The sequence below is a fragment of the Alkalihalobacillus phoenicis genome (assembly GCF_047302405.1).
GTDB lineage: Bacteria > Bacillota > Bacilli > Bacillales > Bacillaceae_D > Alkalihalobacillus.
This window is the reverse complement of sequence record NZ_CP154853.1, coordinates 2,903,379-2,919,018: the sequence shown is the minus strand read 5'-3', so window position 1 is coordinate 2,919,018 and position 15,640 is coordinate 2,903,379. Positions and strand designations below refer to the sequence as shown.

Sequence of the window (15,640 nt, the reverse complement as noted above, 5' to 3'; positions counted from 1 at the left end):
GTATGCACATAATACATTTGGAGGTGTTAAAGTGGGGGATTTATATAAACAAGATAAAGACTTTCTTTGGCATTCTATGAAGCCTTATAACCCTGATGAGACGGTGATTGTCAAGGAAGCAGATGGTGTCTCCGTTACGGATGAAGATGGGAAGCAATATTTGGATGCGATGTCTGGTTTATGGTGTGTCAATGTTGGTTACGGGCGAAAGGAGCTAACAGAGGTTGCAGCCCAGCAAATGAATCAATTGGCTTATTATCCTTTGACGCAAAGCCATCAACCAGCGATTAAATTAGCCGCCGAGTTAAATGAATTGCTCGGTGGAGGTTATGTCATTTATTTTTCAAATAGTGGTTCTGAAGCAAATGAGACCGCTTTTAAAATGGCAAGGCAATATCATCATCAAAAAGGAGAATCGAGTCGACATAAAATCATTTCCAGATATCGTTCCTATCATGGGAATACGATGACGACACTCGCGGCAACAGGTCAAGCGGAACGGAAGTATAAGTATGAACCATTATCATCAGGGTTTATTCATGTGCGACCACCGGATTTATATCGAAATCCATTAAAAAGGGAAGAGAGTGCGAGGGAGCGACCTGAAACGAAGGCAATTGAGGAAGCCATTGTCTGGGAAATGAAAGAGACGGTAGCAGCTTGTATTATGGAACCGATTATTACAGGTGGAGGTATTTTAATGCCACCTGATGATTATATGGGAGCTGTTGCCGATATTTGTGCGGAGAATGGTGTTCTTTTAATTGTAGATGAAGTGATTTGTGGGTTTGGACGGACAGGTAAACCATTTGGATTTATGAATTATGACGTCAAGCCCGATATTATTACGATGGCTAAAGGAATTACAAGTGGCTATTTACCGTTAGCGGCAACAGCGGTAAAAAAGGAAATTTATGAAGCTTTCCAAGGGTCAGACAAATATGATTATTTACGTCATGTGAACACATTTGGCGGACATCCAGCTTCATGTGCCGTCGCTTCTCGTAATATTCAAATTATGGAGGAGGAAAGATTATTTGAACGCTCCAAAATACAAGGAGAGAAGTTGAAGAAAAAGCTTGTTGAGCAATTAAAAGACCATGCTAATATAGGCGATATTCGAGGGAAAGGTCTGCTAATTGGTTTGGAGCTAGTCAAAAATAAGGAAAGTAAACAACCATTAGATGTGAGCTTTCTTAATAAAATCATCGCTTTATGTAAAGAGGCCGGAGTCATCATTGGAAAAAACGGGGCAACGGTTGCAAACTTTAACAATGTTCTCTCCTTAGCCCCACCGCTCATTATTAACGACGAGCAATGTGATAAGCTCGTAAACACAGTTGTTCAAGCGATAAGAACCGTATTACCGATGAAAGAATGAATAAGGTGATAAGTCATGAAACTTGGGTTTAGGGCGAATTAGGGTGTGAAAAAAGCGGGATAAGTAATGAAACTCAGGCCTAGGGTGGAATTAAGGTGCGAAAAAAGGTTAATAAGTAATGAAACTCAGGCTTAGGACGAATTAAAGTACGAAAAAGGTTAATCAAAGCCGCAAAGGGAATCAAAGGCTGTCAATGAGTCCCGAAGCCATCGAATAAAAGCCGTAAAGGGAATCAAAGAGCCGCAATGAATCCGGGAGCTGTTGAATAAAAGCCGTAAAGGGAATCAAAGAGCCGCAATGAATCCGAAAGCCATCAAATAAAAGCCGTAAAGGGAATCAAAGGACGTCAAAGAATCCGAAAGCCATCAAATAAAAGCGGGAAAGGGAATCAAAGGCTGTCAATGAGTCCCGAAGCCATCGAATAAAAGCCGTAAAGGGAATCAAAGAGCCGCAATGAATCCAAAAGCCATCAAATAAAAGTGGGAAAGGGAATCAAAGGACGTCAATGAATCCGGGAGCGATCAATAAAGAGGCGGGGACAAAACAAAAAAGTAGATGAGAGCATTGATGAATGCTTCCTCATCTACTTTTTTATTTTCGCTTAAAAGCAATCAAAATCTCCCTTTTTAGCATTTTATTAAATAGGCCAAAATGAGAACTATATTAATGTGTTTAATCGAACAAGATAAGTTGACAGGTTATCTTCTTGATACAGATTGAAACGGTTTTTATTGAATAAAGCGTTTTAATCAGGAAAAAAAGAGGAAAAGAATGGAGAAAACGAATTGAAATAAAAATATTGACGGATCATGTATATACAAGTTAAAATAAATGTCGAATCAACTTGTATATACAACATGAATTCAATTTTTTTATATTCTATGAAAACGGTAACAGGGAGGATAATATGAGCGATCCAAAAAAAGCGGCAAAGGAAATACTAGCGGCGATTGGGGGCGAGGAGAATATTGATTCTGCTACCCACTGTGTCACTAGACTTCGTTTTGTATTAAAAGATGACGATAAAGTTGATAAAAAAGCTTTGGAAAAAGTGGATGTCGTAAAAGGAACCTTTGCGACGGATGGTCAGTTCCAAGTTATTATTGGGCCGAAGCTTGTTGAAATGGTTTACAAAGAACTAACGAATGTGGCTCAAATTGAAGAAGTTTCAAAAGAGGAAGTAAAAGCAAAGGCTTCCAAAAAGATGAATCCGCTTAAACGTGCAATTAAAACATTAGCTGATATTTTTATTCCAATTTTACCTGCGATTGTAACAGCCGGTCTTTTACTAGGGATTAATAACATACTTACTGCAACAGGTATTTTTGGCGAACAATCTTTAGTTGAGATGTATCCGCAATGGGCTGACTTTGCGAATATCATTAACTTAATAGCTGGAACGGCTTTTGCTTTTTTACCTGCTTTAATTGGTTGGTCGGCTGTTAAACGTTTTGGAGGGAATCCATTACTTGGGATTGTTCTCGGTTTAATTCTTGTTCACCCGGATCTCTTAAATGCATGGGCATATGGGGCTGCACTTGAAGCTGGAGAAGTGCCTTATTGGAATTTATTCGGTCTTGAGATAGCTCAAATGGGCTATCAAGGACAAGTGTTACCAATACTTGTTGCGGCGTTTATTCTTGCTAAAATGGAGGTTTTTTTAAAGAGAAAAGTTCCAGAAGGCTTTCAATTATTGGTGGTTGCACCGGTCGCATTGCTTGTAACAGGTTTTCTTGCGTTTATCTTAATCGGACCTGTCACATTTTCAATTGGTAACTTTATTACAGATATTTTTGTTTGGGTATTTGAAAATGTCGCGGCTGTTGGTGGATTATTGTATGGTTTATCCTATGCACCATTAGTTATTACCGGTATGCATCATACGTTCCTTGCCATTGATGTGCAGCTAATTGGAACGATTGGTGGAACATTCCTGTGGCCGATTTTGGTGCTATCGAATATTGCACAAGGTTCTGCAGCACTTGCGATGAATTTCTTAGTGAAAGACGAAAAAATTAAAGGCTTATCGGTTACATCATCGATTTCTGCTTATCTAGGAATTACGGAGCCTGCTCTATTTGGAGTGAATTTACGTTATCGTTTTCCATTTGTTTTTGCGATTATTAGTGCCGCAATAGGTGGACTATGGATTTCCTGGAATTCAGTTATGGCCTTTTCAATTGGAGTAGGAGGATTACCGGGAATTTTTTCAATCGTTACGGAACAATGGGGGGTATTTGCGATTGGGATGGCGATCGCCTTCTTCTTACCGCTTATTTTAACGTATTTTTATGGCAAGACACGAAAGATTACGGATTAAAAGAATATTGGAGGTCATTAGTCAAAAGCTAATGGCCTTTTCCAATAAAAGAATACCCTAGCTACGTCCGTTAGAAGCTCGAGAAAAATTGCTTCGCTCAAACGGACTTCGCTTTATAATCAATCTAGCTACGCCTGTTAGAAGCTCGAGAAAAATCGGCCAGCCTATAAAGTCAAAAAGCGACTTTTTAGTCTGTCCTGTATTTTTTCTCGCTTCTGAGCAAACAGGCTTCGCTTTATAAATAAGGAGTGTATAGAATGAATGAATGGTGGAGACGTTCTGTTGTTTATCAAATTTATCCAAAAAGCTTTAATGATACGACTGGAAATGGATTGGGAGACATCAACGGAATTATTGAAAAGCTTGATTACTTAAAGACATTAGGTGTTGATGTCATTTGGTTAACGCCTGTTTATGCATCACCACAAAATGACAATGGTTATGATATTTCCGATTATTATGCGATTGAATCTGATTATGGAACGATGGAAGACTTTGAAAACCTACTTGAAGAAGTGCATAAGAGAGAAATGAAATTGATTATGGATTTAGTCGTGAATCATACATCTACTGAACATCAATGGTTTAAAGAAGCGAGTACATCAAAGGAAAATCGCTATCGAGATTTTTATATTTGGAAAGATCCAGTTGAAGGAGAAGCACCAACAAACTGGCAATCAAAATTTGGAGGATCAGCCTGGAAATATGATGAGAAGACAGGCCAATATTTTTTACATCTATTTGATCAAACACAAGCTGATTTAAACTGGGAAAACGAGGAGATGCGAGAGCATATTTATGAAATGATGCATTTCTGGTTTGAAAAAGGCATTGATGGTTTTCGTTTAGACGTGATCAATTTGATTTCTAAGGATCAAAATTTTCCAAATGAAACGGATCCAAAAAAGGACGGACGTAGGTTTTATACAGATGGGCCTCGAGTTCATGAGTTCCTACATGAAATGAATCAAGAAGTTTTATCAAAGTATCAAAATATGACCGTCGGGGAAATGTCCTCAACCTCCATTGAGAATTGTATAAAATATTCAAACCTAGAACGACAAGAATTAAATATGACCTTTAACTTTCATCATTTAAAAGTCGATTATTTAAATGGAGAGAAATGGGCACTTAAACCATTTGATTTTAAAGAATTAAAAAATATTCTTTCAACGTGGCAAGTAGAGATGCACAAAGGAGGAGGCTGGAATGCCTTATTTTGGTGCAATCATGATCAACCCCGTGTTGTAAGTCGATATGGAAATGATCAAGAATATCATGAGCAGTCGGCGAAAATGTTGGCTACAGCAATTCACTTAATGCAAGGGACACCTTATATTTATCAAGGGGAAGAGTTTGGCATGACCAACCCTCATTTTACTACAATTGATAAGTACCGTGATGTCGAGACACTAAATGCCTACCAACTATTAAAAGAAGCTGGAAAAAGTGAAGAAGAGATTTTATCCATAATTCAAGAGCGCTCAAGAGATAATGCTCGAACACCGATGCAATGGACTAATGATAGCCAGGCTGGATTTACGACGGGGACCCCTTGGATTGATGTCGCCGATAACTATCAAGAAATTAATGCTAAAAATGCTATAGCAAAGGAAGATTCAATCTTTTATCATTATCAAAAATTGATCCAAATGCGTAAACAATATGATATTATCACATATGGAGATTATCAATTATTGGAAGATAATAATGAACAGTTATTTGTTTATGTACGAACGTATAATAACCAAAAGCTTTTAGTAATCAATAATTTTTATGCAAAAGAGGTTGCGTTTAATGTACCAAAGGAGTGGTTAGAGAAAAACGCAACATTACTCTTATCAAATGACCGGCAAAATGATGACTTAAGTGAAGTCCTTCATTTAAAGCCATATGAATCGCTCGTTTATTTGATTGACGCATAGAGGTAGAAAAGGTGAATCTTGGTGAAGCAAAATAAATTTAAACTTATTTATGAACAATTAAAAAACGATATACAACAAGGCTTCTATCAAAAAAATGATTATTTGCCTTCAGAACACGAACTAGTGGAAAGTTTTCAGGCCTCAAGGGAAACGATACGAAAGGCATTAAAACTCTTGTCAGAACACGGATTTATTCAAAAGATCCAGGGCAAAGGCTCACTCGTATTAAATAATCCAAAAATCCAATTTCCCGTTACTGGGCTTGTGAGCTTTAAAGAATTAGCTAAATCAATTGGAAATAAGTCGAAAACAGAAGTGATTTCATTAGAGGATAAACCAATCATCGAACCATTGTTGGATGGGGCTTTCCATCCAAATGAGCGTGTATGGGAAATTATTCGTGTCCGCCAAATTGATGATGAAAACATTATCCTTGATAAAGATTTTTTGCTGAAGAGTCATGTCCCCATGATTACAAAGGAACAATGTGAGCATTCGATTTATCAATATGTAGAAAATGAATTAGGTTTAGCCATTAGCTTCGCAAAAAAGGAAATAACAGTTGAAAATGTAACAGAAGAGGATAAAAGTTTGCTTGACCTTGAAGGATTTTCGAATATCGTTGTCGTAAGAAGTCTTGTATATCTAGAAGACGCTAGTTTATTCCAATATACGGAATCTCGTCATCGGACAGATAAGTTTCGATTTGTTGATTTTGCTCGCCGAATTAAATAACTTCGAAGACTTGCTGTCACAAAAAAAGGGCAGCGAGTCTTTTGTTTGTAATAGAAAACCTTTCGCTAGTGACCTCTTGTAACATTCCTGTAATATTGAATTTTAAAAAAGGAACTAGTAGTTTAAGAGAGTAAAGTGAAAAAAGGGATTAAATCACTCCTTTTTCTAGTAATCTAAGTGTTTTATAGGAATATTAACCCGAAATTAGCCTTATTTTATATTACAAAACGAGTTGTTTTTGTAACAATAGAAATATAATTGTAATACTACTAACATGTCTTTGTCATTTTTTGATGATATACTTCAAATCGTGAAAGAAAATAAATAGATTTATAAGTTTTTTGTCGTTATACATAAAAGTTCGTCGTTAACATTAAATAAAAACAATTAATATTGACTATTACTGAAAGTAGGGGAATTTATGCGTAAGCAGAAGCATTTAATCTTGGGTACAGTTTTTGCTCTTGGTTTATCAAGTCTATTTGCACCAACTGCATCAGCAAATGCAGATTTAGACCGTATTGAGTCAGAGCGTGATACCATTCAAAGTGAGATTGCCAAGCAAGACGAAGAGTTAACAGCTTTAGAAAAAGAAATTCAGCAAATTAATGAACAAATTGCTCGAGTGGAGCAGGCGATCATTGACAACCAGAAGATGATTGATGACACAGAAGAAGGTATTGCCGTTACAGAAGCTGAAATTGCAACTCTTGAAGAAGAGATTAAGATTTTAGAAGAGCAAATTGAAGCTCGCTTTGAACTATTAAAACAACGTGCTGTTTCTTATCATCAAAATGGCGGTTCGAATTCTAATTTCTTAGAAGTTGTTTTCGGTTCTACTAGTTTTAGTAATTTTATTGACCGTGTTGTAGCTGTAACAAAAATTGCCGAAGCGGATAACACGATGATTGAAAGTTTAGAAGCAGATCAAGCAAAAGTCGAAGAGGCTCGTGTAGAGGTTGCAACTAAATTAGAAGAACTTCAAGAGAAAAAAGTTGAACTAGATGGTATGAAGCATCACATCTTAGAACAACAAGAACAAAATGAAGTGTTAAAAGCAGAAGTACAAGATAAAGTGAAATTAGCAAAAGAGGAAAAAAGTAGTTTACAAGCAAGAGATAGTGAACTAGCTTCTGAAGCAGCTAATATCGAAGCACGTCAAAACGAAGTAGTTGATCGTTCAGCGACTGTATCTTTAACTTCAGCGACAACAACAGATTCATCAACAACAACATCAAATGCATCATCAGCTTCTTCATCACCAGCTCCTGCTTCAAGTGGAAATGGTAGTATTCAAGTTGCGATGGATGCTGGTCGTAAATACATTGGAAACTCTGTCTATGTATTCGGTGGTGGACGTTCAGCAGCTGACATTGCAGCAGGTCGATTTGATTGTTCAGCTTTTGTCGCATGGGCAATGGGACAAGCTGGTTACAGTGTTCCTGCAAGCACGGATGGTTTAAGATATGCTGGTAAACAAATTGCAGCTGGGGATAGACAACCTGGAGACCTTGTTTTCTTTAACACTTATAAAACAGATGGTCACGTTGGAATTTATCTTGGAAATAATAAATTTATCGGTGCACAAAGCTCAACTGGTGTAGCGATTGCGGACATGTCAAGTGGTTACTGGAATAATACTTTCAGCGGACGTGTTGTACGCGTACATTAATCTAACAAGAACTCAGGCTTACTTTCGTTAAAGAAGGTAAGTCTTTTTTCGCTATAATGCCCTATTCCCGTTTATAATAAATTAAAACAATGGATGATAAATAGGTGTAATGCTCGAATATTGATAGGCCACTTAGTATAATAAAGAAAAGACTGATATAATAAAGGAGACTTTTATGACGAATGTATTCGATTTTTCAGTAAAGACACCAAAAGGGACCGATATTGCATTAGAAAAATATAAAGGTAATGTTTTGTTAATTGTTAATACGGCAACCAAGTGTGGCTTAGCCCCTCAGTTTAATGGATTAGAAGAGCTCCATCAAAAGTACAAAGAGGAAGGTTTAGTGGTATTAGGATTTCCTAGTAATCAGTTTATGAACCAAGAGCCATTATCAAATGATAAAATGGAAGAAGTTTGTAAATTGAATCACGGTGTAACATTTCCGTTATTTTCGAAAATTAAAGTGAATGGCTCTGGTGCCGATCCGTTATATAAACATTTAAAAAAAGCGAAAAAAGGGGTTTTAAGCTCGGAAATAAAATGGAACTTCACTAAATTTCTTGTCAATGAAGAGGGGGAAGTAGTAGAGCGCTTCTCCCCGCAAACCGCACCAGAGAAATTAGAGGGTGACATCGTAAAGCTTTTAAATGAAAAGAAGTAATCAATAGGTTTTGTGGTTCATTTTTATAAGATGAACCACTTATTTTCTTGTATCAATCGATTTATGGTGGGGATTAGGAGGAGAAAAATGTTTTCAAAGAAAAATCTTTTTAATGAAGCAAAACAATTTTTTGAAACATGCTATTATGAACTTGCAAAATCAGAGCAGGAATTAAAGAGGAGATTAAATGAAGTACATGAAGAAATTGAACAAACAGGTACTTATCATCATACATACGAAGAATTAAGTCATGGTGCGAAAATGGCTTGGCGTAATAGCAATAAATGTATTGGTCGCCTCTTTTGGGATTCTATGCATGTTCGTGATGCAAGGCATGTCGAAACAGCCTCTGATATTCACCATGAATTATTTGAACATATTCAATATGCAACGAATCATGGAAAAATCCGACCAACGATTACGATTTTTCGAGCTGATCATCCGAGTCATCCCGAAGTTAAAATCCTCAATCACCAATTATTTCGTTATGCAGGTTTTGAAACAGAAAATGGTATAATCGGCGATCCGGCTTCAATTGAATTTACAAAAGTTTGTTTGGACTTGGGGTGGCAAGGCACTAGAGCTGATTTTCAATTATTGCCAATCGTCGTACAAATAGGAGAGGAAAAACCTCAGTGGCTTGCTATTCCAGAACATTTAATTGTAGAGGTTGATATCGAACATCCGACAAATGAACATGTAACTGAACTCGGGTTAAAGTGGTATGCTGTTCCGATTATTTCGGATATGGTACTTGAAATAGGAGGGATTCGTTATTCAGCTGCCCCGTTTAATGGATGGTATATGGGAACCGAAATTGCAGCTCGAAATTTTGCTGATCCATTTCGTTACGATCTTTTAAGACGAGTCGCTAAAATATTTCACTTAAATCAGGAACGTGATTCCTCTTTATGGAGAGATGAGGCATTAATAGAGTTAAATAGAGCCGTGTTATATTCGTACAAAAAAGCAGGTGTCAGCATTGTTGATCATCATACAGCCGCCAAACAATTTAAAAGGTTTGAAGAGAAGGAAGCACAAGTGAATCGAGATGTAACAGGTGATTGGACTTGGTTAATTCCACCGATATCACCGGCAACGACTCATATATTTCATCAACAATATGAAAATAGAATCGTTACCCCTAATTATTTTCGCAAAGATGAACTTTGATAAAGGGATTTTAGGATATAGTTGCCTTTAATAAATGATAGAAATAGGCATAGGAATATTAGTCCAGTGCTTTGATAAGGAATGAATGAGAATGAGTTTATTACAAATAGAACATTTAACAAAAACATTTGGAGAAAAGGTTTTATTTCAAGATCTCAATTTTACAATTAATGAAAAAGAACGGATTGGTTTGATTGGGGTTAACGGAACTGGAAAATCATCTCTTTTAAAAGCGATCGCACGGATTGAAGAAGCCGATAATGGTAAATTTATTCATGCTAATGATTTTCAAGTCGAGTACTTAGCCCAACAGCCTGATTTAGATCTGGATCTAACTGTGTTAGAACAAATTTATTATGGAGAAACGCCTATTATGGTGACGATGCGTCGTTATGAGCAGGCATTATTTGAGTTAGAGTTATCGAATGATGAGAAAAAACTCCAAACTTTAATGAAACTCCAACAAGACATGGATAGATTAGAGGCGTGGGAAGCGAATACGGTCGCAAAGACGATTTTAACAAAACTGGGTATTAAAGAGTTTGGAAAAAAAGTTTCAGAGCTTTCTGGTGGCCAGAAAAAAAGAGTCGCGATTGCGAAGGCTCTTATTAATCCAGTCGATCTTTTGTTGTTGGATGAACCTACAAACCATTTGGACAATGAAACGATTGAATGGTTAGAAGGTTTTCTTGGGCAATACAAAGGCTCTTTTATCGTCATTACCCATGATCGTTATTTTCTTAATAGGGTAACAAACCAAATATTTGAGTTGGACCGTGGTCGACTTTTCCGTTATCAAGGAAATTATGAAGTGTTTTTGGAGAAAAAAGCAGAAAGAGAAGAAATTGAAACACAGCAGGAAAGTAAACGCCAAAATTTATTAAGAAGAGAATTAGCTTGGCTGCAAAGAGGAGCAAAAGCAAGGACGACAAAACAAAAAGCTCGAATTGACCGAGTTCATGATCTAAAAGACCAAGAATTTAAACAGGAAACGAGAGAGTTCGATTTTGCGATTGGTTCCAAACGTCTAGGTAATGATGTAATTGAATTAAAGGGAGTAAGTCATTCTTTTTCAGGAAAGGAGCTCTTTTATCCATTTGATTATTTGCTTGTAAAAGGAGAACGACTCGGAATTATTGGGCCGAATGGGAGTGGAAAGTCATCCTTATTAAACATTATGGCAGGAAGACTTCAACCTGAAAAAGGCGAGGTTCATGTCGGGGAAACAGTCGAATTTGGTTATTATACACAGGAAGACCATGAAATTGATGGAGATTTAAAAGTCATCGAATATATTAAGGAAATCGCTGAAATCGTTTATACAAAATCAGGTGATGTCATCACTGCGGAGCAAATGCTAGAGCGTTTTTTATTTCCGCGTTCGATGCATTGGACTTACATCCGTCGTTTATCAGGTGGGGAGAGACGAAGACTTTATTTACTTCGAGTGTTAATGGCAGAGCCTAATGTACTCTTCCTGGATGAGCCGACAAACGATTTAGACACAGAAACGTTATCAGTATTAGAAGATTATTTGGAGCAATTCCCAGGTGTAGTTGTGACCGTATCGCATGATCGTTATTTCCTCGATCGGATCGCCCATCATTTGCTTGTTTTTAATGGGAAAGGGGACATTAATCGTTTTCAAGGTAGCTATAGCGATTATTTGGAAATGGCGAATGAAGAGAAAGAACAAGAACAACGGGATAAACAACAGGTAGCGAAAGCTCAAGCGACTTCAACAAAAGCACAAAAGAAAAAGAAACTATCTTATAAGGACCAAAAGGATTGGGAAACGATTGAAGGAAAAATTTCAAGCTTAGAAGAGAAACTAGAGAGTATTGAAGAAGAAATTGCAGCAGCTGGGAGTGATTTTACGATGATTGAAAAACTCCTTGCTGAACAAAAGCAGCTGAATGACGAATTAGAGAAAGCGATGGAGAGATGGGAGGAGTTATCGTTACTAGTTGAGGAGTTTGAAACGGATTAATAAGGAAATGGTCTACCACATAGAAACTACTTATGTTACAATGAAAAAAATAATTAGATAACCACTAGGGGTGTCGTTTGACTGAGAGAGGTAATAACCTTAACTCTTGGAACCTGATCTAGGTAAAACTAGCGTAGGGAAGTGGTGTTTACGGTTTTGCACTTATGGATTTAGTCTGTTCATATTGTGCAACGGATGACATCCCCCTGTGGTTACGCATAGAGGGGATGTTTTTCGTTTGGAAAGAGAACGTTTAGTGATTATGATTGAGGTAGCAGTGATTGCAGGGCTCGCAACGTTATTAAGTTTAGTAAAGATTAATGCTTTTTGGCCAAATGGAGGTTCGATCTCCTTAGAAATGATTCCATTATTTATTATTGCTTTTCGTCGTGGCTGGAAAGTTGGGGTATTAACTGGTTTGATTACCGGTCTTGTTGATTTATTAATTAGTCCATACGTTGTTCATCCAATCCAACTACTGTTAGATTATCCAGTTCCATTTTTATTGCTTGGTTTTGCTGCTCTCTTTGTGAAAAAAGGTCAAGTGCCTAAAGTGACTTCACTTATTATTGGCGTGATTTTTGCAACGCTTCTACGCTTTTTATCCCATTTTGCTTCAGGTGTCATTTGGTTTTCCGAATTTACGCCAGATGGATGGAATGATTTAGCCTATTCGGCTTTTTATAATGCCTCCTACCTTGTTCCGCAAATGCTTATCACTTTAGCAGTTTTAATTATTTTTGTGAAAAGCTATCCACAGTTTTTTAATGTGAAAAAGATATAAGCTCAAAAAGCCCGTTCCAAAATGACTGTTTAGGTACTTGAAGCCACTGAAAACGGGCTAATCTTAAAAAATGGTTACATTAGTTAACATACTCCGCCAGCTGCATGCTAACAGCAATAGCGGGCGAGCGTGAGTCTCCTCACCTTCATGTTGTTAGATGCCTCAGATGTTGTTTCGTAAAATTGCCGCTGATTTTGATAAATGATGAAAAAAAGCGATTCTGTGTTTGAAGGCTATCGATAACGGTAAATGAAAGAGTAAGCAACGATAAGAATTTTACTTTAGAGGAGGAAAAACAAATGGAACAAGTGAAATGGAAAGGTAAATGGAATCAAATGAAAGGTGAAGCGAAGAAAAAGTGGGGGAAATTAACCGATGATGATTTACAACAAGTGGACGGAGACAAGGATAAGTTAATTGGGAAAATTCAAGAAAGGTACGGTAAATCCAAAGAAGAGGCAGAAAAAGAAGTGAATAGCTGGAACTAAAACGATAAGCTGTTCATTCAATCCCCTTTTTGTTCAAACAATTCGTTTAGGTTAACAAGGGATTCGCTTAGACGAATTGATTATATAGATTGACCCCTATACTGGCTATGCTAGTATAGGGGTTTTTGGTTTTGCATGAATCATTTCAAGTCTCATATACATAGCATAGAAGTTAAAACGAGGAGGGGTTATGTGTCAAAAGATGAACAGGAGCAACTGCAAAAGATTAATGAATTACAGCAAAAATTTTTAGAAACGATGCGCTCTACGCCTTATCCGCTTTACCGTAATTATGGAAAAATCACACGGTATGAAGAAATACCTATCAGTGCCCCTGAACAAAGGCAATTAAGGCAGCCTGGTGTAGACGCGTTAATGGTGCCTCTACCAATTTTGGAAAATCCTCATTATAAAGGGAGTGGAAAATTAAAGGATAAGGTTGCTCTAATTACTGGTGGAGATAGTGGGATTGGAGCCGCCACCGCTATCGCTTATGCGAAAGAGGGAGCAGATATAGCGATATCTTATTTAGATGAACATGATGATGCCAATCGAACGAAAAAAAGAATTGAAGAGCTAGGCAGGCAATGTTTATTATTGCCAGGTGATGTTCGGGAGAAAAAGCAAAGTGTGGCGATTGTTGAGAAGACGATTGAAAAGTGGAATCGTTTAGATATTCTCGTGAATAATGTCGGCATCCAATTTCAACAAAAGGATTTAACCGATATTACGGATGAACAGTTTGATGACACATTTAAAGTGAATATTTATTCGCATTTTTATACGACAAGAGCGGCATTGCCTTATATGAAACCTGGCAGTTCGATTATTGGGACGACATCAGTTGTGACGTATAATGGCGAAGAACAAATGATTGACTATACAGCTACCAAGGGAGCGATTGTTGGATTTACTAGAGCACTAGCTAAGAATGTGATTAAAAAGGGAATCAGAGTGAATGCAGTAGCCCCAGGACGGATTTGGACCCCTTTAATTCCTGCCAGTTTCACGGCTGATCAAGTTGCCACCTTTGGTTCATTAAACCCAATGGAACGAATGGCACAACCGTTTGAATTGGCCCCGACTTATGTGTATCTTGCTTCAGATGATGCCAGTTTTGTCACGGGGCAGGTTCTTCATGTGAATGGAGGAGAAGCAACTAACTCCTAATGTGACTTTGAAAGGAGGAGAAGGAATGCGATTTGAATTTAATCCTGAAATGGTGTTGCTTTTATTAAATGAATCTGATGATTTGGTCACAATGCATTATATCGATCACTCTTGGACGATGCAAAAAATAGGGCCAAGACCGCCTTTTTATACGAACCCAGTTTATAAAAGTGATTTTCCGCTTATTTAACGAGAACGATTCCACCTCCTACTTTAACAATGCTTTTTTCTTTTGCTTTCTATTTAAATACGCTAATCTATCAATAAGGAAGTAAGTTAAGAATAGTAGATGAAGTGAAGGGTGGAATCGAGATGTTACATGTTGCATGTTTTCAAATGGATATTACCCCAGGAGATCCGGAGGCTAACAGGCGGGTCGTTGAAGCTTGGGTGAAGGAACAAATGACTGTTGATGAAAATACGGATGTTTTAGTGTTACCTGAAATGTGGACGACGGCGTATCGATTAAAAGATTTAGCTAAAACAGCAGATACACCAAATGGAGAAACGATTCAATTTTTAAGTGATCTAGCTAAATTTTATCAAGTTAACATTGTTGGAGGCTCTATTGCTGTGAAGGAAGCAGGTGAGATTTATAACCGAGCCCTCATTTTTAATCGTGAAGGTGAGCTTATTTATGAATATGATAAAATTCACCTTGTGCCTATGTTAGATGAACCGAAGTATTTAACTGGTGGCAGGCAAAAGGTTGAATCGTTTACTTTGGATGGTCATAAGATGGGAATTATTATTTGTTATGATCTGCGCTTTCCAGAGCTGGCCCGTTCCTTAGCTGTAGAAGGCGTTGAATTGTTATTTGTTGTCGCTGAGTGGCCTGAGGTGCGTGCGATTCATTGGGAAGTATTACAGCAAGCAAGAGCCATTGAAAATCAGATTTATTTAATTTCTTGTAATAGAGTGGGAGAAGATGAGGGAACTTTATTTTCCGGACGCTCTATGTTTATTAACCCTTGGGGAGAGGTTATCTTAAAAGGAGCAAAAGATAAACAAGAGACTTTAAGGGCGAAATTAGAGCTTGAAGAAGTTGCGGAAATACGTGAGAATGTTCCAGTTTTTAAAAGTCGTGTTCCTCACCTTTATAAATAGGATATCTTTTAATGAAGGAGCTGTTCCAAAGTTGGAACAGCTCTTTTTTCTTTCTAATCAGAAGGAGAGTTCATCGGTGTTTAGCTACTAGAGAAAAGAAAAAATAGAGATCGGAAATAAGTTAGGTCTATTTTCAGTTAAGTTGAATAAAATAGATTATTCCTACCTAGCTGATAGGAATAATCTTGTAAAATGATCTACGATAAGAAGGGGGAGGGTTTAAGTGTTTAC

The 15,640-nt window shown here is 37.3% G+C and carries 13 protein-coding genes and 1 riboswitch; all 13 genes read left to right on the top strand.

The window, feature by feature from the left end; all coding sequences use genetic code 11:
• Nucleotides 1–31 precede the first annotated feature (31 nt).
• The 13 genes from AA0017_RS13915 (at nucleotide 32) to AA0017_RS13855 (ending at nucleotide 15,409) form a co-directional block, all read left to right on the top strand.
• Nucleotides 32–1,381 (top strand): aspartate aminotransferase family protein, encoded by a 1,350-nt coding sequence (locus AA0017_RS13915; protein ID WP_413375280.1) that lies wholly within the window; start codon nucleotides 32–34, stop codon nucleotides 1,379–1,381.
• Nucleotides 1,382–2,288: 907 nt separating this feature from the next.
• On the top strand, nucleotides 2,289–3,701 hold the full coding sequence (treP, locus tag AA0017_RS13910) for a PTS system trehalose-specific EIIBC component (RefSeq protein WP_413375278.1): 1,413 nt from the start codon (nucleotides 2,289–2,291) through the stop codon (nucleotides 3,699–3,701).
• 257 nt (nucleotides 3,702–3,958) lie between these two features.
• Nucleotides 3,959–5,626, top strand: coding sequence for an alpha,alpha-phosphotrehalase (gene treC / locus AA0017_RS13905; RefSeq protein WP_413375276.1), 1,668 nt, complete (start codon nucleotides 3,959–3,961; stop codon nucleotides 5,624–5,626).
• Between the two features lie 21 nt (nucleotides 5,627–5,647).
• A complete protein-coding gene (treR, locus tag AA0017_RS13900) occupies nucleotides 5,648–6,361 on the top strand; it encodes a trehalose operon repressor (RefSeq protein ID WP_413375274.1) in 714 nt (237 codons plus the stop codon).
• A gap of 421 nt (nucleotides 6,362–6,782) precedes the next feature.
• Nucleotides 6,783–8,033 (top strand): NlpC/P60 family protein, encoded by a 1,251-nt coding sequence (locus AA0017_RS13895; protein ID WP_413375272.1) that lies wholly within the window; start codon nucleotides 6,783–6,785, stop codon nucleotides 8,031–8,033.
• 175 nt (nucleotides 8,034–8,208) lie between these two features.
• Nucleotides 8,209–8,697, top strand: a complete 489-nt coding sequence (locus AA0017_RS13890; RefSeq protein WP_413375270.1) for a glutathione peroxidase — start codon at nucleotides 8,209–8,211, stop codon at nucleotides 8,695–8,697.
• A gap of 87 nt (nucleotides 8,698–8,784) precedes the next feature.
• Nucleotides 8,785–9,870, top strand: coding sequence for a nitric oxide synthase oxygenase (locus AA0017_RS13885; RefSeq protein WP_413375268.1), 1,086 nt, complete (start codon nucleotides 8,785–8,787; stop codon nucleotides 9,868–9,870).
• A 91-nt stretch (nucleotides 9,871–9,961) separates the two neighbouring features.
• The gene (locus AA0017_RS13880) at nucleotides 9,962–11,860 is read left to right on the top strand and encodes an ABC-F family ATP-binding cassette domain-containing protein (protein ID WP_413375266.1); all 1,899 of its coding nucleotides are present in this window, start codon (nucleotides 9,962–9,964) and stop codon (nucleotides 11,858–11,860) included.
• Between the two features lie 56 nt (nucleotides 11,861–11,916).
• Nucleotides 11,917–12,017, top strand: a riboswitch (TPP riboswitch).
• An 81-nt stretch (nucleotides 12,018–12,098) separates the two neighbouring features.
• Entirely contained in the window at nucleotides 12,099–12,644 is a 546-nt protein-coding gene (gene thiT, locus AA0017_RS13875; RefSeq protein ID WP_413375264.1) for an energy-coupled thiamine transporter ThiT, read from the top strand.
• Between the two features lie 299 nt (nucleotides 12,645–12,943).
• Nucleotides 12,944–13,132, top strand: a complete 189-nt coding sequence (locus AA0017_RS13870; protein WP_413375262.1) for a CsbD family protein — start codon at nucleotides 12,944–12,946, stop codon at nucleotides 13,130–13,132.
• Between the two features lie 258 nt (nucleotides 13,133–13,390).
• Nucleotides 13,391–14,302, top strand: a complete 912-nt coding sequence (locus AA0017_RS13865) for an SDR family oxidoreductase (RefSeq protein ID WP_413382598.1) — start codon at nucleotides 13,391–13,393, stop codon at nucleotides 14,300–14,302.
• Between the two features lie 25 nt (nucleotides 14,303–14,327).
• A complete protein-coding gene (locus tag AA0017_RS13860) occupies nucleotides 14,328–14,492 on the top strand; it encodes a hypothetical protein (RefSeq protein ID WP_413375260.1) in 165 nt (54 codons plus the stop codon).
• 122 nt (nucleotides 14,493–14,614) lie between these two features.
• Nucleotides 14,615–15,409: a carbon-nitrogen family hydrolase gene (locus AA0017_RS13855; protein ID WP_413375258.1), complete on the top strand. Its 795-nt coding sequence runs from the start codon at nucleotides 14,615–14,617 to the stop codon at nucleotides 15,407–15,409.
• The last annotated feature ends 231 nt before the right edge of the window (nucleotides 15,410–15,640 follow it).